Below are 21132 nucleotides of genomic sequence, written 5' to 3'. Positions count from 1 at the left end.
TGAACGTTCGTTCCACGAGCCGCATCAACCGCGTGTCGCGCGCGAGCCCCTCGATAGTGACACCCAGTACCAGCAAGTTGCATCGTACCCTGCGCCATCGACGAATGTACCGTGTTCGCTCATAAATATCGCGCCTTTAATAAGGCAAACGACTGCCGCGCACTGGCGCGCGTACTAACGGAGAAGATAAACAAATAAGAGATTGCCAAACTGATCGCCACCGCCACCGCACCCGCGATCAACAGTCCTATCCATCCTTGCGGGTGCCAGATTTGCGAGAGCGCAAAAGCCAGCCCCATAGCGCCGAAAAGGCCCGCGAGTTCCAGCCAGTAGCGGCCGTCGCTTGGAATGAGCGCCGCGACATAACGCGGCAAGACGATGTTGAGCGGCAGGCGGCCGACAATCAGGCCTATAAATATGCCCACCAAGCTTGCGGTAAGCCAGTAAAACAGCGCCGCGAGCGCCAACGAGAGTATCAGCGTCACCAAACCCCAAACCACCTTGCGCGTTATGTTTAGGCTCACGTCCTGAATCTGTGCGTCGAAGCGTATCAGTGACAATTGCACCATCACGGCAACCATGCCGAAATTTACGCTGTCGCCGAGGTAAAAAGTCGCCCCTACCCACTTTGTCACGAAGCCGCGGTTGCATAGCAAAAGCCCACAAGCGCTCGCCGCCAAAATCAGCAACAGAACCTCACGCGCCCGGGCGTGGAGCCCTCGCGCTGCGTCCACGTCATTCCTGCCAATCATGTTGCCAATCCGCGGCATTACCGCGCTGCCCGTCATTAGACAGATCGATAACGCGAACTGCGCGACATAGCTACAGAAGGTGTATCGGCCGACATCTCCCGGACCGCGCAAATAGCCAATCAGCAGCACGTCCGATGACAGCATCGCCATTTGCACGAGCGACCAGACGAGTGTCCAGTTGCTGAAGCCAAGGACGCGCCTAACGTCGGACCAGTGCGGCCGCTTGATCCCCCACCAGCTCACGTAGCGGCGCGCGAGAACCCACATCACGGAACCGTTCAGGACCGATCCAGTCAGTGTAGCGACCCCAAGCCCAATGATGCCGAAGCCGGAATATGCCGCCCACACCATACCAAGATTGCTGCAGACGAGAAACACCGTCGTCATGCTGTAAGATCGATAGCCCTGATTCGTACCTGCAAGCACCGCGTCGGGTACGCCAAGCAAGGCCGTCAGCAATACGTTCAGCCCAAGCAAGGCGGCCGTTAGCCGGGCAAGCAAAATGTTTTGCGGAGAAAGGCCATTTATGAGAGATGGCAGACTCCAAATTGTAAGGCCAATCGCGACCAGCAAGAATGGTAGCCAGATCGCCCATATCACCATCGCAGCACCGATGTCGCGCTGCTTGCGAGCGTGATCGTCCGAACCTTCCTCCCGCGCAACTATCCATTTCAACGCTTGCGTCGCTCGACCGTCGGCAACCGATGTCAGATCAAGTATACGTAGACATGCCTTCCAAATACCGAATGCATCGACTCCGAGGAAACGGACCAGAAAAGGATTAATGACCAGACCGACGACAGCGAGCACGACAAAATTTAGGTAAAGCGCTAGCGCGTTCAGCTTAATATTGCTCATCGGGGAACGGAGTCCGGTTCAAAAAGTGACAGGATTGAGGCTCGCGCAGCCCCGTGACGATCAGCATAACGCCGCCGCGTAGAGTCGCGATCGGCGCGGGAGAACGACGCATTCGAATCGATCCACGCCAACGCGCGAGTAACGAAGTCGTCCTCCCGCTCCACCACGAGCCCGTCCGCCGCAACCTGTCGCACGATACAACCGCGATCGAAACTGATGAGCTTACATCCTGCAGCTAGCGCCTCGAATAACACGGTTGGCTGCGCTTCGTTTACATATTGCGTAGGAAAAACGAACAGGTCGATCGCATCATAGAAGGCTTGCTTGTCCTCGCCATAAAGCGGACCGCGATAGTCGAGCCGAGCACCGAGATCACGTACCGCCGCTTCGATCGCGGCACGATCCTCATTGTCGCCGACCGGACCGGCTAGAATGCCCCGCACTTCCGGTTCCGCGCGACGGAGCAACTCGAGGAAAATGTACAATCCCTTCTCGCGCGTGAGGTTACTCAGATGACCTACGACGGGTCCCGCCCCCGCCGGCACTCGCGCGACTGGATGCGGTGGTACAAACGCAGCATTCGAAACAATACGCGACGTTTGCGGGCGATACTGCACCTCGAACTTATCGCGCATGATCGAGCAGAGGAATAAATGTGTCATACGCGGCGCAACAGCAAGTATCGCGCGCATTAGCGCTTTGTTCGCATCAATATAATTGAAACTGTGATGATGAAGCTGCGTAGGATAGCCGCATATCCGAGCGACCGTGACGACGGCGAGCGTGTATACCAAGCCGTGCCCGCCTTCACATGCGACATAACACAGCCGCCGCTCCGCACGCGCGCGCCTTACCAGCCCGATGCAGGCGCGGACGCTCGCCGCTACTCGCGATAAGTGCTTGCGAAACCCAGAGGCACCGCGCGTGCCTACGAGATCGTACTTTGCCAGATTTACATTACATCCCGCCTCGTCGAGCACGCGCGCGGTAATATAAGAAAATCCGCTGACCGGTGGCGGGAGTTGGCCGATCGCTACCACGGTACGCCGTATCGTCACACGAAGCTCCTCATGTTCGGATTACCGCAATTGCTGCTGCGCAACGCCCCCGCCAGCAAAGATGTATACTCAAGGCCGATGATGTCCCGCCCCCTGGAAAACGATCGGTTTTGGCCCGATCTCGCCGGTCCGCATTTCCGTTAGCTGAGATGCGCGGGGCTGCCAATCGCTATCGAACGGAAAACCGCATTCGCCCCCGCAGCATAAAATAAGCGATGCCAGAAGGCCCAAATTAAATACGGATGCCTTTCCAAAACTGCAGCACAGAGCGAGCGACCGCGCCGGAACCACAGCCTCAGCCTTGAAGACGAGGGTTGCATTGGCTGCCGTGAGGGGCAAGAAAACGCTAAGTCTGTTGGTGCAGCCTGGCGCCAGTGTAGCGCACGGTTAGTTTCCGATCCCAGCGCCGGCAGCGAGCGAGTCCTTCGAAGAGGGCGTCGTGTGCTTAAGGACGCCAGATGCCGACCGGCGGGAATACTGTCGCTCACTTGTTTACGGATATAGTCCGGCCGCTCCCAACTCACATACTCTCCATGCGAGCCGGGGATCAGCGCCAGTCTCTGACCCGCCCATAGCGACGACTCCTCGACTCATGGGTGGCACCATCATATCCAGCCACGACACTGGCCTACCAAAGGCATAAGCGCCGCCGTAAATCTGGATGACGACCCCATCGGCAATTTGACAAACCAGCCGCGGACGATCCCACTTATCAGTTGCAGACCCTATGCTGACAAACCGAACCACCTCTACATACGTGAGGCAGTCGCAGTTTGAGTACTCAGCGATCGCCGGTCACGAACGCCGTTGAGCCAAGCGGCTTGCCCAATACAGTGGTTTTGCCGTCTCGCACGACTTTCAGGGCGGCAAAGCTAATGCTCGGGCTCTCGCAATGCTGCACTGCCGTTATATTTTCTGCCAAACGAACGGATTCGTTTTCAAAATGAACGACGCTATTCGAGCTCGCACTGCATCGGATCCCCGCTTCGCCAACATTCACGATCATGTCGCGCGCAAAGGACAGTTTTCCAGGCATGTGTACGAAAATGCCGGCATGAGAGGTGGAAGAAATTACATTTTGCTCAAATCGGATTCCAGAACTACCCTGATCCGCATAAATCCCCCAACCGCCGTAATCGCGTGCGTTCCCATTCGAAAGTCGATTGTCCGAAACTACTGTACCTTCCTGACGGCCGAGCGTATAAATGCCGCCGAAATCAGACATCATACCTTGCCCGTAATGATCGATGGCGTTCCCAGTCACGCTGTTGTCGTGACTCAGCGACGGACCGTCGTTCCACACCCAGCCCATCGATATCCCGCTGTAATATAAATCGCTTATGCGGTTCTCGGCAATACGCACGTGACTCGCCTGCCCGCTCAATACGCCTGCAGCGGCATGTTGGATGCGCCCCAGCCCATATATATCGTTGCCAACGATCTGGATGTCGGTTGTTTCCCCCTTCGCTACGTCGCCGGCCGTCCAAGCGGACCCCAGCATCGGCTTGCGCTGAAAGGATCCGACCGAGATCCCGCCTCCTCCCAAATCGTGCAGATGCGAGCCCGTGATCGCGACGTGGGCGCAATTGGCGCGGATGCCGATCCCGTTTGCCCCCGTATGCTCTACAGTGATGCCGCTGAGCAAGACGTCATGACAATTCGCCAATTCGAGTGCTGCGGACAGCCCAACCTCAGCCTGCATCGCCGCCCAACCTTCTGTTGGCACCGCCCAAGCACCATGCGCGAAGGCGATATCGCGAAAAGCGACATCGTGCACCGGCGCGGCCACACTACCCCCTATTACCAGCAATTGCGAGAGCCGTGGCACAACCGCCTTGAGCGTCCCCGGGGTCTCACCGGGAATTGGCTGATACCGTATCGAGCGTGACTGCGGATCGCACTGCCAGGTTCCGGGCGCCAACTGTCTAGTCGGCGCGTTTTCAATATAATAGGGTAGCCCAGCCCTGAACTCGCGTTGGACGCCGTGGCCGATGAAGTCGCCGCGGAGATCGATCTGGCGCGAACCCTTATCGTACCGAGCCAACCACAAGCGCGAGGCGGTCCACGCGTCTATGATAACGATCTCCGTCGCCGCATCCGGGTGAAACCCGACGGGGAGGTCGCCGGCCTTTACAGTGAATCGGTCAACAACCGCCGCGCCGCCGGCCGGGGTCGGAAAAGCTGACCCCATTTCGAACGTACCAGACGACGGCAGTCGCGGCCGCCCGCGACGCTGGTTGCCGACGAACAGTTGGGTAGGACAGATGCCCGCACTCGCGTGCAGATCGAGTGCCGCAATCCACTCTCCGGAACTTCCTGCATGCCACGGACCGACCGGGCTGCCGCCGCTTAACGTAACGCTCGCGCCCGGTTCTGCCCGATAGGTGACAGGTGCATTCGGCGCGCCCGAATCTTCAGGCCCGAGTCGAAGCGGCTGCGATAGAACGTAGGTGCCCCCGGCTAGCAGGACATCTACGCCACGGTCAGAAGTCTTGGCGCGCAATGACCGTACTATCGACTGTGCGCGGGTGATCGTGCGCACGGGGCCTTTCCCGTCGGTGCCGCGGGCGGGCGCCGAGCCGTCATTACGATCGTCGCCATCAGTCGCGACATATACAGCCAACCTCGGCGACGCTCGTCCCGTAGAAACCGCTGCACCACTGGTCGCGACAATCAGACAGCTAAAAAGGATTTTACCGATTGACCTGGGGCTGCTGGACATGATTAGCGTATCCGTCCGCGCAATTCGGGAACCGCTTGGACAAGGCCATCCGCCACAAGACCGGATATCGCGCCGGCGCCGCGAGGATTGAGGTGAATGTAGTCCGCCTGGTAAGACCGCCGCGGATCGTTGGCCCGCACTGACTCGCTGGCCGGAACACTATCGCTGATTCTTCCGTCCAGCGTGCTTCCGCTTGCCGCAGCGAGCTGTTCGGCGGCACTGGGCGAATGCACCTCAAGGCTCAGCGCGCCGACCGCTCCCAGCTTCTGGTAGAATGCCTCGCTGCTGCGGTTCAAGTCAACCACCGGCACACCAGCCTTGCTAGCGACAGCGCGGACCTGCGCCGCCCAAGGCGCGATCGTATCGTCCAGCTTCCCTGCCCGGAAGTGCCGCGAGGCAAGCGGAGTGATTATCACTGGAATAGCCCCCGCGGCCCGTCCCTCTGCGATAAAACGGGCAATATTTTCTGGGAACACGGTCTTGATATCCGTTCCGATTGTTGGGTCAGAATTTTTATCGTTGTGCCCCAGTTCGATCAGCACATAAGTTGCCGCATATCCCGGGGTCCGCATCTCGTTGAGAGCAAGTTGCCAAGAACCTTCCTCGCGATACGTCTTGGAACTGCGACCACCGCGCCCCAACGGCAAGCAGGCGACCATCGGCGATACGTGCAGATCGCAGAATGCGCCGCCCCAACCCGTGGCTTGAGCTGTCGTGGAATCTCCAACTAGAATGATCTTTACAGGCAAATTCTCGAGCGCTTGCTTGTTCTGCGGTGCGTTCGCGCACGTCGCGGCCGTAAGCGGAACCAGCGCCGCCGAGAAAAATGAAAAAAGGGGCGTTCTCATCGTGCTATCCCGCTGTTCATCTATTATCTTACGTCGTAGTCGCCCACCTGTATCGTGAAATGTTTTTCACTCACCCCACCGCCTCACACTGCGCCGCGGTTACCACCTACGCTGTGCAGGTGCAGCATGAAAGTCCTTGCACCCTCGCGTGCCAGGCGACATGGATTGCCGTATCGATCTGGAGGGTAAGACATGGCGATCCTAGTGACCGGCGCAGCTGGCTTCATCGGCTTTCACGTCGCCGAAGCGTTGCTCTCGCGTGGCGAGACCGTAATCGGAGTCGATGATCTCAACTCATATTACGATCCGGCCCTCAAACACGCGCGATTGAGCCAATTATCGACCCGATACGGTAACACTTTCGTCTTCCACAAACTCGACTTTGCCGACGAAGCAAAGCTGGATGATGCGCTGGTTGATGTAAAAATCCAACGGATCGTTCATCTCGGCGCGCAGGCTGGCGTGCGCTATTCGATTGAAAATCCGCGCGCTTATGTACGCTCGAACCTAGTGGGGCACGTGAACTTACTGGAGTTTGCTCGCACACGGAAGGTCGCGCATTTGGTGTATGCCTCATCCTCGTCGGTATATGGCGCAAACAAGAAGCTGCCTTTCGGCGTGGAAGACCGGGTCGATCATCCGGTGTCACTTTACGCCGCGACGAAAAAATCTGACGAACTTATGAGCGAGACCTATTCCCATCTCTACCGAATCCCACAGACAGGCCTGCGCTTCTTCACAGTGTACGGCCCGTGGGGCAGGCCCGACATGGCAATGTGGATCTTCACCAAGGCAATTCTTGCCGGCAAACCAATCCCTGTGTTTAATCACGGTCAGATGCAGCGCGACTTTACCTATATAGACGATATTACAGCTGGCGTCATCGCCTGCCTTGACAACCCGCCCGCCGACGACGGGGCGATCAAGCCTGGAGGCAGCATTGCCCCACACCGGATCTATAACATTGGCAATAACAAACCCGAGCAATTGGGCACGCTAATCAACTTGATCGAGCAGGCATGCGATCGTGAGGCAATTCGCGACTATCGCGATATGCAACCCGGTGACGTTCCCGCGACGTACGCTGACATTAATGCAATCTCGTCAGATTTGGGCTTCGCGCCTACCACTTCACTTCAAGTCGGTGTGCCACGCTTCGTGGAATGGTATCGCAACTACAATAAATAGGGGCCCTTAATCCTTCAACGCGCCAGGTTATATCTCCGCAAGGTGAGGCTGGCATTTGGTACAGCTCCTTAGCGCACCAAGGACCGAGACTCCGAGCACGAAGTTGATTTACCTATATAACCCCATGGCTACTTCGAAATCACCTAAGATACTTTGCCGCCGCCAGCGATCCTCGGCGCGGGCACGGCCCGCCAACCCGTAAGCATGCCGGGCACCTTCGTCGTCGAGCAAAGATTCTAACACCCGGGCCATGGCGACCGCATCTTCAGGAGCAACGACTTGACCGCACCCCTCCACTTCTCGAGCGAGTCCAGTGCCTGGGCTGGCAGTGGCCAGCACCGCTCTGCCAGAGGCAAGCATATTAGCTAGCTTTGACGGCAAGACGAGATCAGCCGCTCCAGCGATCTGCGGCAACAAATGCACGGTTGCGAGGCCAAGCAGATCAGACATCATCTCAGCCGGCTGAAGATCCTGGAACTGGACGTTCGATAGCCCTTCCGCCGCAGCTATTAGTCGATCTCGCGAGGCGCCATTGCCACATATCACGAAAGTGACATCACGCCGATCCGACAACAGCCGAGCCACTTCAGGAATGATCTCGATCCCCTGCTTGTTACCGAGGTTGCCCGAATACAACGCTACGTGTGGAGTCGTAATGTTCCAACGCTCGCGGTAGACCGATGGTCTTTCAAGAGGCTTGATATTGTCGATGTTAGCCCAGTTACGGAATTGATATATGCGCGCGTCCGGCACGCCCAGCTCCCGCAACTTCGCGCACATCTGAGGAGAGATCGTGCTGACCATCCCTCCTTTCAGGCACCACTGCTCAAAGCCCCGCGCGGCGGTGGCGACAATTCCCCGATCCTTGAGGAGGCCAGTGGCAAACGCAGCCTCTACCTCAAAATCCTGAACGTGAACCCAGACTTTGGCACCGAACATCCGAGCGATCGCCCGCGCTGCAACCATCGAGATAAGAGACGGCGCGATGCACATGACCACATCAGGCTTTTCCGCCCGCGCTGCGCGCACCATTTCTGGAAAGGCGCGGAGCGCGAATGAGGCATGGTGGACCAGGCGGCGCCCACCGCTAGGCTTCGACGGCACGTAGATCGGCACGCGGCGGACCTGCACCCCGTTTTCCACCGAATATAGCACCCCCGGTTTCCGGTACGACTCCTGCACCTTCCAATCGGGATAATAGGGCTTGCCGCAGACGACGGTCACCTTGTGCCCCGCTGCCGCCAGGAACTCGGCAGTACCAGCCGTATAGGGTCCGATGCCGACTGGCTCGGGCGCGTAATTCAACCCGAGAATTAAGACGTTCATGCTGTGGTCCGAGCCGCCTCGTAATGATCGAGAAACCATCGATATGTTTCTCGAACACCCTCGGCAAGCGCGACGCGGGGTTTCCACCCCATCGCCTTCAGGCGACTCGAATCCATCAACTTGCGCATGGTGCCGTCCGGCTTTTCGCTATCGAAGGCGATGCGACCCTTAAAGCCGGTGACCTCCGCGATCATGTGCGCCAGTTCCGCGATCGTGACGTCTTCGCCAAAACCTACGTTGATATGACTCAACATCGGCTCGGTGTTTGCCTCATAGGTTTCCTTGTCGAGATCGAACACGAACAATGAGGCCTCTGCCATGTCGTCGACGTGGAGGAATTCGCGCCACGGCTTGCCCGTGCCCCAGATCACCACCTCGTCTGCGCCGCTTTCGACAGCCTCGTGAAAGCGACGGATCAGCGCCGGCATCACATGGCTGTTTTCCGGATGAAAATTATCACCCGGCCCGTATAGATTGGTCGGCATCACGCTGCGATAATCTGTGCCGTACTGGCGATTGTAGCTCTCGCACAGCTTGATCCCGGCGATCTTGGCGACCGCATATGGCTCGTTGGTCGATTCCAGAACCCCCGTAAGCAAAGCATCCTCGCGCATAGGCTGTTCAACTGCGCGCGGGTAGATGCACGAAGAGCCGAGGAACAGCAGTCGCTGAACGCCCGCGGCGTAAGCCTGATGAACGACATTGGCTTCGATCATCAGGTTTTCATAAATGAAGTCAGCCGGATAGGTGTTGTTGGCATAGATGCCCCCTACCTTAGCAGCTGCCAGCACCACGCCATCTGGTTTCTCGCTCGCGAAGAAAGCGCGCACCGCAGCCTGATCGGTCAGATCAAGTTCGGCATGGGTGCGCGTGATGACCTCCACCCCGCGCTCCCGCAATTTGCGCGCGATCGCCCCGCCGACCATGCCGCGATGACCCGCCACGTAGATGCGCATGGAATGCTCTCCCATCAGCCTTCGATCGAGACCGGAAGTTCGTAGCCATGCGCCTTGAGCAGCGCGTGACGCTTGGCGGTGTGGAGGTCCGCGGCGACCATTTCCTCGCACATGGTTTGTACACTGATCTCGGGAACCCAGCCAAGCCGCTCCTTGGCCCGGGTCGGATCACCGAGCAGCGTCTCCACTTCGGCCGGACGGAAATAGCGCGGGTCGATCCGGACGAGGATGTCGCCCGCCTTGACCGCAGGCGCATCATCGCCCTCGACCTTGTCAACGATGCCGACCTCATCGACACCCTCGCCCTCGAAGCGCAGCGTGATGCCGAGATGCGCGGCCGACCACGTGATGAACTCGCGTACCGAATATTGCACGCCGGTAGCGATGACGAAATCTTCCGCCTTTTCCTGCTGAAGCATCATCCACTGCATGCGAACGTAGTCCTTGGCGTGCCCCCAATCGCGCAACGAGTCGATGTTGCCCATGAACAGACAGCCTTCGAGGCCTTGCGCGATGTTGGCGAGGCCGCGGGTGATCTTGCGGGTTACAAATGTCTCACCGCGACGCGGACTCTCATGGTTGAACAGCACGCCGTTGCAAGCGTACATGCCGTAAGCTTCACGATAGTTGACGGTAATCCAGTACGCGTAGAGCTTGGCGACGGCATAAGGCGAGCGCGGATAGAAGGGCGTGGTTTCCTTCTGGGGGATCTCTTGAACCAGTCCGTACAGTTCTGAGGTCGAGGCCTGGTAGAAGCGCGTCTTCTTTTCGAAACCCAGGAAACGGATCGCCTCGAGCAGGCGCAGCGTGCCGATGCCATCGACATCCGCGGTGTATTCAGGCGCCTCGAAGCTAACCGCAACATGGCTCTGCGCACCGAGATTATAAACCTCGTCAGGTTCGACTTCGCGCAAGATGCGCGTGAGGTTCGAGGTATCCGACAAGTCGCCGTAGTGCAGCTTGAGATTCGGCTGCGACGCATGCGGATCCTGGTAGATGTGATCAATGCGCTGCGTGTTGAACAGCGAGGCCCGGCGTTTGATGCCGTGGACCTCATAACCCTTCTCAATCAGGAATTCGGCCAGGTAAGAGCCGTCCTGCCCCGTAACGCCTGTAATCAGCGCCTTCTTGCGTGATGTCACCGCTCACTCCCTAACCATTTTGGCTCAATCAATACGCGAAATACATAACGAGATGAATCCAGCTTTGCCCGAAATCACGCCGCACTGCAACGCACTTGGCGCGCAATCACATCGATAGCGGTATTTTCGGCGGAGCCCGACTGCAGCGCCCGCCCATTTTTTATTACAATCTGCAACCTTCATATAACACTTTACTACGTCGCCGCTCTGTCGCCGCTCCGATCAATAGATGACAGGCCCTCACTGCGGATTTTAGCGCGCATCAAAGACGCCGACGGTCGCCATACCGCAGCGCAACATGCCGTGCAAAGCCCTGCCCGCAAACCCGATTTCTAAGTGGCGCGGCAATGACCATATTGGCGATTTTCGCAGCAGAAACTCAGACAAACCCCGCACGGCGCCTCGGGGCACCTGCGTCAATCGAGCACACCTCCACATCGACAATCGGCTTCGTCAGACGCCCCGCCGACCCGACCTCGAGCTTTTTCCATTGCTCGACCCCATACCCGCACGGACGCGAGCACGGCGGTTCATCGCTAGGGCAGGATTTTCCAGCGAGGTTGACCGCCTTCTGCCCTCCTCATCGCCCGGATTGCCGTTGCGCGCGTCCACTTCTCCCGTCCACAGCATCGCCAGAGCCAGCAGAAGGAACACCTCTCCGATCGTATCGCGGTCGAACAGACTAGACTCAGTGAAGTTGTGACTGAAACAGAAAAATAGAACACTTACAACCAGCGCCCAGGTCGCGTCAGTTAGACGGCGCGTAGCAATCAATTGGTACGCCGGTATAATCAACGTTGCAACCAAGACCAAAATCAACCCAGGCAATCCGACTGTAATCAATAGATCAAGGTAACCGTTATGGCCTTCCGAGACAGTTTGCACCCACCCCTCGCCATACCTAAAAATTGGGCTGGCGTTACCGATATTCCAAAACGAACCGTATCCAGCCGAAAACACCGGATTTGTGAGATAATAGCGCATCATCGCCGTCCAAATCTCAGTACGCCCGGTTAACCCAGAAGAATCCGCAATATAGTTTAGAAATAGCTCGCTCTGCACGCCGAAATGGATCAATGGCACCAAGGCCAAAGCCACAGCGACAAGGATCGGGTTGCGGATTCCCGGCAAGATCGCACGGCGGCTGTTCAGCCAAGCCCTCAGCCGGGTAAATCCAAAGCTCGCAGCAATCGCTATGAAAACAAGGCCCAGCGAGGTTTTTGATGCACTGAACCAAAGAAAGATAACCGACAATAGGATAACGACCGCCGACAACGCGTTTGGCAATTTTCTGCGGTCGAAGGTAAAGAATATTATCGTCAATGCGCAAATCAATCCGGCCTGATTCTTATCTCCCATCAAGCCGCGCCATTTCCCGACGAGAAGCGGATCTTCCGATCCAAGATTATGCAGGCCAAGCGTCGGAATGGCTAAAACAACAATGTAGTTTACGATCAGAATCGCGATCAACGCGATCCTCACAAAAAGCAGCGTTCGCTCGATTCCCAACTGTCGAACGACCGCGAATACGGACCATATAACGATTGTCGTCAACACCAAACGCCGAACCGCTACGCTAGGATCGAGCGCCCACGCGAGGCTCAACCAACACCAGGCCAATGCCACCCAGAAAAACCAGGGCACCACGGCAAGCCGTTCGGGATGCTTGAGCGGACGCATTGCGATCAATGCCAGCCCAAACACAACCGCATAGCCGAGCTGGCGCACCGCATTGCCGGCACCGCTTTCCGAATCGCCAAGCGTCGTCATCGCCGGACCGAGTACCGTTAATGTAAGCAGAAGTGCCATTGCCGCCATTGCCAATGGCAGCCGGACAGGCTGCGAAAGATTACTAAGGCTACGCAATTTTCTCGGCATCTGGCGGCTCGCTGCGCTTACGGAAAGGAAGTAACCCTTAGTCCGTCCCACAATCGGACCGACAGGGGAAGATCAAATTATGTCGCTTCTTCCTCGCGCCAAATGTCGTCTGACCGCGCAAATCGGCCCCATTTCAGCCGCACAATGCCTAGCAGGCACCGCGGTGTCTGGATGGCGGGGCGGAGACGCTGACCGCCGCACGGCAGCACGTCGCCTTGCCCCCGAAGAGCGAACACGAGATGGTGCTCCCAAGGCGACGGAGGCTTCTTATTGGCAAACACCTGCCATGGCGAGTTCACGGGATGGCGCTGGACCCACCATCGGCGCGCGCCACGCGCTACACCGTCGCCAGCCGACTCATACACGGATTAGGCATGCAGTTGAGGGCGCCGAACGTTGCCCAGCCGTTCGTCGTTGGCACGGTCGAGCGCCACGCCGCCGCCCTCCCGAGCAATCCTGCGCGACCTCGAAGCTGCTGGCTTCTATCTCAATCCGAACCGAACAGATCGCGCGTGAAGATCTTCCCCCGTACATCCGCAATTTCGGCGGTCATGCGATTGGCGATGATGACATCGCATTCCTGCTTGAAGGCACCGAGATCGCTCATGACCTTCGAGCCGAAAAACTCGGTTTCATGCATCGCAGGCTCATAGATGACCAGCTCGATCCCCTTTGCCTTGATCCGCTTCATGATGCCCTGGATCGAAGATTGGCGGAAATTGTCCGACCCCGCCTTCATGACGAGACGAAACACGCCGACCTTGCCGGGCTTCGTCGCAAGAATTTGATCCGCCAGAAAATCCTTGCGCGTGCGATTAGCATCGACGATCGCGCGAATCAGATTTTGGGGAACTTCGGAATAATTGGCCAGAAGCTGCTTGGTGTCCTTTGGCAGGCAATATCCGCCATAACCAAAGCTGGGATTGTTGTAATGCCGCCCAATGCGCGGATCGAGACCGATGCCATCGATGATCTGGCGCGTATCCATGCCGCCAGCGATCGCGTAGCTGTCGAGTTCGTTGAAGAACGCCACCCGCATCGCAAGGTAGGTGTTGGCGAACAGCTTGATCGCCTCGGCCTCGTTCGCATCGGTGAAGAGAACTTCGACGTCCTTCTTCTCCGCGCCCTGAAGCAGCAGATCGGCAAAAATTCGCGCCCGCTCCGAACGCTCGCCGACGATGATCCGCGAAGGATGGAGATTGTCGTAAAGCGCGCTGCCCTCGCGCAAAAACTCCGGACTAAAGATCACCTGAGACGTGTTGAAGCGCGCTCGCACGTCGTTGACGAAGCCAACGGGAATCGTCGACTTGATCACGATCGTCGCTTCGGGGTTCGCCGCGATCGCGGTGCGGATCACGGCTTCGACCGAAGAGGTGTCGAACTTGTTGGTCTCGACATCATAGTTGGTCGGCGTAGCGACGATGACGTAATCAGCACCGGCAAGCGCCTCATTCGCATCGAGCGTCGCCGTAAGGTCGAGCGGCTTCGTGGCGAGAAACGCCTCCAGCTCCGCATCAACGATTGGCGACTTGCGGGCATTAAGCATCTCGACACGATCGGCTGAGATGTCGACCGCCGCTACTACGTTGTGCTGCGCGAGCAGCACCGCGTTGGACAGGCCGACGTAGCCGAGACCAAAAACCGCGATTTTCATGCCCGTGTCACCTTCTGCGCGCGTTCGTCGGTGCGCGACCGTGATGCCTGCTCAAGCAAATGCTCGCCTCTATACACACTCATGCGCACCCCCGAAGTTGCTTATCCGCCATCCAACATCGCCGCCGATCACGTCAATGCGATTATGCTGCACCTGCACAAATTGCGTATAGGAAGTTCCGCTTGATCCGAACAGATACAAGTTGTCGAATTTCGCCTCGAGCGCCGCGATCCCACTCGCGAATTCGTACGCGCTGTGTTGGCGAGGGCATAACGCGCTTGAGATAGACCCGACTGCGCCCAACGAATCGCCGCAGCGCCGTCTCCGGTAATCGCATTTTGTCCCACGATGTTTTCCGTACATTTTCCGTACGGCCATCGCGGCGTTCTGCTAAGTCATTGAAAAGATGGTGCACCCGACTGGATTCGAACCAGTGGCCTCTGCCTTCGGAGGGCAGCGCTCTATCCAGCTGAGCTACGGGTGCCTGGGGGCAAGCGCCTAGCAAAGCGCGGGCGGTTGCGCCAGTCGTTTCGTCACGTGGCGCGTGCGGCGGTGGCGGGGGGTGGCGTCTTGGGTTTGTAGGCGCACAGATCGGCGACGATGCAGCGCCAGCATTCGGGCTTTCGCGCCTTGCAGACGTAGCGGCCGTGCAGGATCAGCCAATGGTGCGCGTGCAGGCGGAACGGTGCGGGCGTCGCCTTGTCGAGCTTGAGTTCGACCGCCAGCGGTGTCTTGCCGCGCGCGAGGCCGGTGCGGTTGCCGACGCGAAAGATGTGCGTGTCGACCGCGAAGGTCTCCGCGCCGAACGCGACATTCATCACCACGTTGGCGGTCTTGCGACCGACGCCGGGCAAGGTCTCCAGCGCGTCGCGGTCGGCGGGGACTTCGCCGCCGAAATCGGCGATCAGCTTTTCCGACAGAGCGATGACGTTCTTGGCCTTGGTGTTGAACAGGCCGATCGTCTTGATGTGCCGTTTCAGCCCCTCCTCGCCGAGCGCGACCATCTGTTCGGGGGTCTTGACCTCCTCGAACAGCGCGCGCGTCGCCTTGTTGACGCCGACATCGGTCGCCTGCGCGGAGAGCGCGACCGCGACGACGAGCTGGAACGGATTGCCCGCTTCGAGCTCGGTCTCGGGGTGCGGATTGTCGGCGGCGAGTCGCGCGTAGAACTCGATGACGTCGGACTTCTTCACACGCCCAATCCTCAGACGCCCAACACTTCCGCCATCGTGTAGCTGCCGGCGGGCTTGCCGGCGAGCCACAGCGCCGCGGTGACCGCGCCGCGCGCGAAGATCGCGCGGTTCTCGGCGCGGTGGCCGATCTCGACGCGCTCGCCCTCACCCGCGAACACGACCATGTGATCGCCCGCGACCGAGCCGCCGCGTAAGGACGCCATGCCGATCGTCCCCTCGGAACGCGCGCCGGTCAGCCCGGCGCGGTCGGTCACCTTGGCCTCCGACAGAGCGATCCCCCGCCCCGTCGCCGCCGCCTCGGCGAGCAGCAGCGCGGTGCCCGACGGGGCATCGACCTTGTGGCGGTGGTGCATCTCGACGATCTCGATGTCCCAATCGCTGCCGAGCCGCCCGGCCGCCTCGCGCACCAGCTTGGCGAGCAGCGTGACGCCGAGCGAGACGTTGCCGGTCTGGAGCACCGCGATCTCGCTCGCGGCTTCCTTGACGAAGGCGTGATGCGCGGCGCTGAGGCCCGTGGTGCCGATCAGGATCGGCGTGCCGGCGGTGCGTGCGGCGGCGAGATTGGCGGCGAGCGCGGAGGGTGAGGAGAAATCGACCAGCACGTCGGCGCGCTCGGCCAGCGCGGCGAGCGCGGCGCGATCGGCGCCGGCATCGATGCCGCCCGCGACCGTGCCGCCGAGATCGGGCACCGCCGCCGCGATGGCCTGGCCCATCTTGCCAGCGCTTCCCAAGATGCCGATCGCCGTCATGCCCGAATCCCGCTTGTCTGGTGTCGCGGCGCGCATGACAGAAAGCGCGCGGCGGGGACAGGGGCAATGCGCTTTTCCGGCGCGCGGCCCCTCGCCTTGCGGTGCGCGCGCGGTGTATCGTGCGTGCCATGTCCAAGATCCGCAACATCGTCATCCTCACCGGCGCCGGCATCTCCGCCGAGAGCGGGCTTGCCACGTTTCGCGGACCCGGCGGATTGTGGGAGGGCCACCGTGTCGAGGATGTCTGTACGCCCGAGGCGCTCGCGCACGATCCCGAACTGGTCCACGGCTTCTACGATGCGCGGCGTGCGGCGCTTGCGACGGCCGCACCCAATGCCGCGCATGTCGCGCTGGCGCGGCTCGATGCCGAATGGCCGGGCGATTTGCTGATCGTCACGCAGAATGTCGATGATCTGCACGAGCGCGCGGGCGCGACGCGTGTGCTCCACATGCACGGCGAGTTGCGATCGGCGCTGTGCGCCTTGTGCGGGGTGCGGACCGAGTGGAGCGACGACCTGCCGCCCGGCGAGCCGTGTCCGAACTGCGATGCGCCGGCGCTCAGGCCCGACATCGTCTTTTTCGGCGAGATGCCGTACCAGATGGAGCGGATCGAACAGGCACTGGCCGACGCCGATCTGTTCGTGTCGATCGGCACCTCGGGCGCGGTCTATCCGGCGGCTGGGTTCGTGCAGGGCGCGCGGGCGTATGGCGCGGATACGCTCGAACTCAATCTGGAAGCCTCGGCCGGGAGTGCCTATTTCGCCGCGACACGGCTTGGCCCGGCGAGTAAGCTGGTGCCGGAGTGGGTCGATGCGATGCTGGCCTGAAGGAGATATCGATGCTTGGACGGACTATTCCCGACGTTACGTTGAAGACGCGCGTTCGCGACGAGAGCGTCGGCGGCCCCAACCCGTTCCGCTGGCAGGATGTCGGCACCGGCGACCTGTTCGCGGGCAAGCGGCTGGTGGTGTTCAGCCTGCCGGGCGCGTTCACGCCGACCTGCTCGACCGAGCAATGCCCGGCGTTCGAGCGCGATTACGACGCGCTGAAGGCGCAGGGCGTCGACGAGGTCTATTGCATCTCCGTCAACGACGCGTTCGTGATGTACCAATGGGGCCGTCACCTCGGCGTGGAGAAGGTGAAGCTGCTACCCGACGGCTCGGGCGATTTCACGCGGCGGATGGGCATGCTGATCCGCAAGGACCATCTCGGCTTCGGCGAGCGGAGCTGGCGCTATGCGATGGTGGTCGACGATGGCGAGATCGTCGGCTGGTTCGAGGAGCCGGGGATCAACGATCAGGGGCTCGACGAAGACCCCTATGGCGAGAGCGCGCCGGACAAGGTGATCGCGTGGCTGGAGGCCAACCCGAAGTAACGGCGAGCGTTTCGTTCCTTGCCTCAGCGAAGGCCGAACCTCCGCGATACGTTCTTGTTCTCCCGCGCATGCGGGAGTCCAGAGTCTCAAGAGCCGTAAATCGGTGTTTTGCCTGGCTCTGGATTCCCGGTTTCGCGGGAAAACGAGATAAGATTGCGCCTTCGAGAACGTGCGTAGAGGTCATCTGAAGGATGGCGACGGCGCGGCTACAGCGCCAGTTCCCACGTCTCGCCGGCCACGGGTTCGCCGAAATCGGTGTGGGTAGCGGTGGCGACGATGCGGAAGCCGTGCGCGGCGTAGATGCGGCGTGCGCTTTCGAGGATCGTATGGGTCCACAGCGTCATCCGCGTGTAGCCCGCCTCGCGTGCGAAGGCGATGCAGCGGCTGACGAGATCGTTAGCGATGCCGAGCCCCCGCGCGTGCGGTTCGACATAAAGCAAGCGCAGCTTGGCGACGCCCCCGCCCCCGTCGGTCGCGAAGATCGAACCCGCGATCGTGCCGCCGCATTCGGCGATCCAGCAGCGTTCGCGCGCCGGATCGAAGCTGCGCAGGAACGCCGCCGTCACCTCGCCGAGCAACGCCTCCATCGGCGCGCCCCAGCCGAACTGTTCGGCGTACAGGATCGCCTGGCGCGCGGTGACCATGCCCATATCGCCGGGGCGGTGGGTGCGGATCGTATAGCCGGCGCGCTCCTCACCCGAGAGCAGGCCGCGCGCGGTATCGAGCGCGCCGACCAGAACGCGCCGGTCGGCATCTCCCAGCGGTTTGAGGCGGTCTTCCAGCACGGCGCGCTGGCGCGTGTCGAGATCGGCGAGCAGCGCTTGCCCTGCCTCGCTCAGCGCGACCGGGCGCTGGCGCGCATCGCTGCCACGCCCCCGCACGATCCAGCCTTCCGCTTCGAAACGGCGTAGCAGGCGGCTCGCGTAGCCGGGATCGAGCGCGAGAAAGCTTTGCAGCTCGACCGCGAGCGCTTCGCCGCGCGTGCCGATTTCGTAGAGCAAACGCGCTTCGGTCAGCGTCAGCGGCGTGCCCAGATACTGCGCGTCGAGGCCAACGACGAACTGGGTGTGAAAGCGGTTGAAGGCGCGGAGCGCGAGGAGGGTGTCGTCCATCCCGCTACTCTGTCACCATACTTGACGGAGTCAACTATTCGGCCGGGACGCCGAAAATTTCCTCGAGCACTTCGCACGGGCGCTCGAACACCATGTCCGGTTCGCAGCGCAGGAGGACATCGCGGTTGGCGTAGCCCCACAGCACGGCGCCGGCGGCGATGCCGACCTTGCGCGCGGCGGCGATGTCGCGGGTTTCGTCGCCGATCGAGAGCGTCGCCTCGCGCGCTATCCGCATCCGGCGCAGCACCTTGCGGTAGCGCGGCGCCTTGCCGAACAGCGATGCGCCGCATTCGAACATCTCGATGTGTTCGGCGAGCGACCCGAGCACCGCGCGGGCATTGTGTTCCGAATTGGAGGTGACGACCGCGATCCGCACGCCGGCGGCGGCGAGCGCGTGAATCACGTCTTTTACGCCGTCGAACAAGGCGATGCGATCGATCTGCGTGGCGAGCTTGGCGTGAACGTAGCGGCCCATCGCGGGCAGCTTCCAGCGCGGGATGCCGAGGTGGCGGATCACCTCGCGGGTGGTGCGGCCGCGCAGAGATTCGACTTCGCCGGGGGCGACACGGCGGAACTTGAAGCGATCGGCGAGTTCGTCGGCGATCGACAGGAACCAGTCGCCGCTGTCGGCGAGCGTGCCGTCGAAATCGAAGATCGCGAGCGCATAACGTGCGGGGCGTGGTCCGGTCGGATCGAGCATCTGCGTCACGGAGCCTCCGGCCCGCCCCGTTTCTTGCCGCGCTTGCCCGGCGCGCGGTCCCCGTTACCGACACCACTGCGGATCGTCAGCAGTTCGGCGCGAGTGAGATTGCCGTCATGGTCGCGGTCGAGCCGGACGAAGATCGTATCGAAACGCGCTTGCAGTTCGGTGAGCGTGATGCGGTTGTCGCCATCACTATCAACCTCGAACGGGCTGGGCAGCGCGTTGGCGTCACCCAGCCATGTCCGCGCCCAGTCGCCATAATCGATATAGCCGATCGACCCCTTGTGGCCGGCGTCCGCGCTCGCGAAACTGTGCGCCACGCACGTCGCGAGTTCGGCGCGCGACACGATCGCGTCGCCGTTCGCGTCGCACGCGGCGATCATCATCGCGACAGGCTCGGCGACGATCGTGGCGAGCGGCTGGCCCGGTGCCGGGGTGCCGGTTGCGGGCGCGGGCTGTTGCGCGCCGGCGGCGCAGGCGAGCGCCGACAAAGCTGCAAGAGCGGCACTCCGAACACACGGTCTCATCACGCCCTACCCCCGGGGAATCAACCCCGACATCGCCGGGGCCGCCGATAGCGATAGCCGAAATCGGCGGCGTGGCGATAGGCTTGCCGGGAAAGCGCGTCAGCGAGTCACTTCGGCGATCACCACGCCCGCCTTGGCGACGGCGTCGGCGGTGTTGAGCTTGCCGGCCTGGATATCGTCGGCAAAGCCCATCAGCCGCGCGCCCGATGCCGAGCCGGTCTCGGCCACTTCGGCGACCTTGACGCCCCTCCCCTTGACGACCGCCGCGTCCCACAGCTCGCGCACCGCCGCCCAATAGTCTTTGGTCGCCGCCCAATAATCGTCCGCCGCCTTCACGTCGAAACCGGCGTCCTTCACATAGGTGTTGAGCACCGATTCCTGGACGAACGGCACGACTTTGCCGTCGACGAGGCCCATCTTGATATTGTCCTGCCAGTGAATCCAGCCAGCCGGCGACGGCGAATGGCGGTTGATGCCGAGATAGCGATCATATTGCGGATGCCGCACGGCGTCGCGCCGCGCGAGCGGGCGCCACGTCCAGTTCGAGCGCCAGCGCCGCACGCCGCCCTCCTCGGTCCATTGGCCCCAGCCGCCGTAGCGTGGCGAATCGTCGGTCTGCCACACCGTCTGCGACCAGCGCCCGGCGCGCATCGCCGCTGGCACGTCGTCGAGCTTCCACACGCCCTGCCCGGCATAGGTGAGCACGCTCGCCGGTTCGTACACCCAATCCTGCCGCCAGTGCTTGACGACGACGGTGTTGCCGGCGTCGCCGCTGACCACGAGCAGATGCTGGAGGACGATCGTGCGGCCGGTATCGGCGACGACTCGCACGACCTCGTGACCGCCGCTGATCTTAGGCGGAATCGGCGTGTAGCCTGCGCGCCACGGCGTCGTTTCCTTCATGTCGAAGGTGACCTTGAACGTGCCCGCCATCGCCAGGATCGAGGCGCGATCGGCCTCGAACGCAGCGGTTTGCGCGGCGGCGGAGCTGGTCGCGACCGGCCCGTCGGCGAAAGCGGGGGTGGCGAGCGCGCCGGCGAAGACCGTCGCGGCGAGCAGCAGGGAGGCGGAACGGCGTATCATGCGAGTGC

The 21132-nt window shown here is 60.9% G+C and carries 18 protein-coding genes and 1 tRNA gene; 3 read left to right on the top strand and 16 right to left on the bottom strand.

What is annotated here, in order from left to right:
* Positions 1–119: 119 nt before the first annotated feature.
* The 4 genes from J0A91_RS10180 to J0A91_RS10165 all read right to left on the bottom strand — a co-directional run bounded on the left by J0A91_RS10180 (position 120) and on the right by J0A91_RS10165 (position 6238).
* Positions 120–1610 carry an oligosaccharide flippase family protein gene (locus tag J0A91_RS10180; protein WP_069204829.1) on the bottom strand — a complete coding sequence of 497 codons (1491 nt, stop codon included), beginning with the start codon at positions 1608–1610 and terminating at the stop codon, positions 120–122.
* Positions 1607–2668 (bottom strand): glycosyltransferase family 4 protein, encoded by a 1062-nt coding sequence (locus J0A91_RS10175; protein ID WP_169833120.1) that lies wholly within the window; start codon positions 2666–2668, stop codon positions 1607–1609. Before J0A91_RS10175 ends, J0A91_RS10180 begins: the two co-directional genes overlap by 4 nt.
* 781 nt (positions 2669–3449) lie before the next feature.
* On the bottom strand, positions 3450–5390 hold the full coding sequence (locus J0A91_RS10170) for a right-handed parallel beta-helix repeat-containing protein (RefSeq protein WP_083224608.1): 1941 nt from the start codon (positions 5388–5390) through the stop codon (positions 3450–3452).
* 2 nt (positions 5391–5392) lie between these two features.
* A complete protein-coding gene (locus tag J0A91_RS10165) occupies positions 5393–6238 on the bottom strand; it encodes a GDSL-type esterase/lipase family protein (protein WP_069204827.1) in 846 nt (281 codons plus the stop codon).
* A 192-nt stretch (positions 6239–6430) separates the two neighbouring features.
* Between J0A91_RS10165 and J0A91_RS10160 the strand changes: the two genes are divergently transcribed.
* On the top strand, positions 6431–7426 hold the full coding sequence (locus J0A91_RS10160) for an NAD-dependent epimerase/dehydratase family protein (protein WP_069204826.1): 996 nt from the start codon (positions 6431–6433) through the stop codon (positions 7424–7426).
* 108 nt (positions 7427–7534) lie between these two features.
* Here the strand turns inward: J0A91_RS10160 and J0A91_RS10155 are convergent, their stop codons facing one another.
* The 8 genes from J0A91_RS10155 to dapB form a co-directional block, all read right to left on the bottom strand.
* The gene (locus tag J0A91_RS10155; protein ID WP_083224607.1) at positions 7535–8752 is read right to left on the bottom strand and encodes a WcaI family glycosyltransferase; all 1218 of its coding nucleotides are present in this window, start codon (positions 8750–8752) and stop codon (positions 7535–7537) included.
* A complete protein-coding gene (fcl, locus tag J0A91_RS10150; protein WP_069204824.1) occupies positions 8749–9708 on the bottom strand; it encodes a GDP-L-fucose synthase in 960 nt (319 codons plus the stop codon). The genes J0A91_RS10155 and fcl overlap by 4 nt, the downstream gene beginning before the upstream one ends.
* 14 nt (positions 9709–9722) lie before the next feature.
* Complete coding sequence (gene gmd / locus J0A91_RS10145; RefSeq protein ID WP_069204823.1) at positions 9723–10850, bottom strand: GDP-mannose 4,6-dehydratase; 1128 nt, start codon at positions 10848–10850, stop codon at positions 9723–9725.
* 453 nt (positions 10851–11303) lie between these two features.
* Entirely contained in the window at positions 11304–12659 is a 1356-nt protein-coding gene (locus tag J0A91_RS10140; protein ID WP_169833119.1) for an O-antigen ligase family protein, read from the bottom strand.
* A 556-nt stretch (positions 12660–13215) separates the two neighbouring features.
* Positions 13216–14382 (bottom strand): nucleotide sugar dehydrogenase, encoded by a 1167-nt coding sequence (locus J0A91_RS10135; RefSeq protein ID WP_069204821.1) that lies wholly within the window; start codon positions 14380–14382, stop codon positions 13216–13218.
* A gap of 407 nt (positions 14383–14789) precedes the next feature.
* Positions 14790–14866 (bottom strand) — tRNA-Arg (locus tag J0A91_RS10130).
* A 49-nt stretch (positions 14867–14915) separates the two neighbouring features.
* Positions 14916–15575: an endonuclease III gene (gene nth / locus J0A91_RS10125; protein WP_069204820.1), complete on the bottom strand. Its 660-nt coding sequence runs from the start codon at positions 15573–15575 to the stop codon at positions 14916–14918.
* Positions 15576–15586: 11 nt separating this feature from the next.
* Positions 15587–16324 carry a 4-hydroxy-tetrahydrodipicolinate reductase gene (gene dapB / locus J0A91_RS10120; RefSeq protein ID WP_069207204.1) on the bottom strand — a complete coding sequence of 246 codons (738 nt, stop codon included), beginning with the start codon at positions 16322–16324 and terminating at the stop codon, positions 15587–15589.
* 128 nt (positions 16325–16452) lie between these two features.
* Here dapB and J0A91_RS10115 point away from each other — a divergent pair, with 128 nt between their 5' ends.
* Both J0A91_RS10115 and J0A91_RS10110 read left to right on the top strand, forming a co-directional pair.
* The gene (locus J0A91_RS10115) at positions 16453–17151 is read left to right on the top strand and encodes an NAD-dependent deacylase (protein WP_069204819.1); all 699 of its coding nucleotides are present in this window, start codon (positions 16453–16455) and stop codon (positions 17149–17151) included.
* Positions 17152–17162: 11 nt separating this feature from the next.
* Complete coding sequence (locus J0A91_RS10110) at positions 17163–17699, top strand: peroxiredoxin (protein ID WP_069204818.1); 537 nt, start codon at positions 17163–17165, stop codon at positions 17697–17699.
* A gap of 206 nt (positions 17700–17905) precedes the next feature.
* Here the strand turns inward: J0A91_RS10110 and J0A91_RS10105 are convergent, their stop codons facing one another.
* From J0A91_RS10105 to J0A91_RS10090, 4 genes are all read right to left on the bottom strand, one after another.
* The gene (locus J0A91_RS10105) at positions 17906–18811 is read right to left on the bottom strand and encodes a bifunctional helix-turn-helix transcriptional regulator/GNAT family N-acetyltransferase (RefSeq protein WP_069204817.1); all 906 of its coding nucleotides are present in this window, start codon (positions 18809–18811) and stop codon (positions 17906–17908) included.
* 34 nt (positions 18812–18845) lie between these two features.
* Entirely contained in the window at positions 18846–19511 is a 666-nt protein-coding gene (locus J0A91_RS10100; RefSeq protein ID WP_069204816.1) for an HAD hydrolase-like protein, read from the bottom strand.
* A gap of 5 nt (positions 19512–19516) precedes the next feature.
* On the bottom strand, positions 19517–20041 hold the full coding sequence (locus J0A91_RS10095) for an EF-hand domain-containing protein (protein ID WP_069204815.1): 525 nt from the start codon (positions 20039–20041) through the stop codon (positions 19517–19519).
* A 99-nt stretch (positions 20042–20140) separates the two neighbouring features.
* Entirely contained in the window at positions 20141–21124 is a 984-nt protein-coding gene (locus J0A91_RS10090) for a DUF6607 family protein (RefSeq protein WP_069204814.1), read from the bottom strand.
* Positions 21125–21132: the final 8 nt, after the last annotated feature.

The organism is Sphingomonas panacis (assembly GCF_001717955.1).
Lineage (GTDB): Bacteria > Pseudomonadota > Alphaproteobacteria > Sphingomonadales > Sphingomonadaceae > Sphingomonas > Sphingomonas panacis.
The sequence above is the reverse complement of the archived record's forward strand: the minus strand, read 5'-3'. Positions and strand labels throughout refer to the sequence as shown.

Bases quoted from the DNA above. Each gene is read 5' to 3' on its own strand.
- J0A91_RS10180 (WP_069204829.1), bottom strand. From the start codon at position 1,610: ATGAGCAATATTAAGCTGAACGCGCTAGCGCTTTACCTAAATTTTGTC.
- J0A91_RS10170 (WP_083224608.1), bottom strand. From the start codon at position 5,390: ATGTCCAGCAGCCCCAGGTCAATCGGTAAAATCCTTTTTAGCTGTCTG.
- J0A91_RS10165 (WP_069204827.1), bottom strand. From the start codon at position 6,238: ATGAGAACGCCCCTTTTTTCATTTTTCTCGGCGGCGCTGGTTCCGCTT.
- J0A91_RS10160 (WP_069204826.1), top strand. From the start codon at position 6,431: ATGGCGATCCTAGTGACCGGCGCAGCTGGCTTCATCGGCTTTCACGTC.
- J0A91_RS10155 (WP_083224607.1), bottom strand. From the start codon at position 8,752: ATGAACGTCTTAATTCTCGGGTTGAATTACGCGCCCGAGCCAGTCGGC.
- fcl (WP_069204824.1), bottom strand. From the start codon at position 9,708: ATGCGCATCTACGTGGCGGGTCATCGCGGCATGGTCGGCGGGGCGATC.
- J0A91_RS10140 (WP_169833119.1), bottom strand. From the start codon at position 12,659: ATGGCACTTCTGCTTACATTAACGGTACTCGGTCCGGCGATGACGACG.
- J0A91_RS10135 (WP_069204821.1), bottom strand. From the start codon at position 14,382: ATGAAAATCGCGGTTTTTGGTCTCGGCTACGTCGGCCTGTCCAACGCG.
- dapB (WP_069207204.1), bottom strand. From the start codon at position 16,324: ATGACGGCGATCGGCATCTTGGGAAGCGCTGGCAAGATGGGCCAGGCC.
- J0A91_RS10115 (WP_069204819.1), top strand. From the start codon at position 16,453: ATGTCCAAGATCCGCAACATCGTCATCCTCACCGGCGCCGGCATCTCC.
- J0A91_RS10110 (WP_069204818.1), top strand. From the start codon at position 17,163: ATGCTTGGACGGACTATTCCCGACGTTACGTTGAAGACGCGCGTTCGC.
- J0A91_RS10105 (WP_069204817.1), bottom strand. From the start codon at position 18,811: ATGGACGACACCCTCCTCGCGCTCCGCGCCTTCAACCGCTTTCACACC.
- J0A91_RS10100 (WP_069204816.1), bottom strand. From the start codon at position 19,511: ATGCTCGATCCGACCGGACCACGCCCCGCACGTTATGCGCTCGCGATC.
- J0A91_RS10095 (WP_069204815.1), bottom strand. From the start codon at position 20,041: ATGAGACCGTGTGTTCGGAGTGCCGCTCTTGCAGCTTTGTCGGCGCTC.
- J0A91_RS10090 (WP_069204814.1), bottom strand. From the start codon at position 21,124: ATGATACGCCGTTCCGCCTCCCTGCTGCTCGCCGCGACGGTCTTCGCC.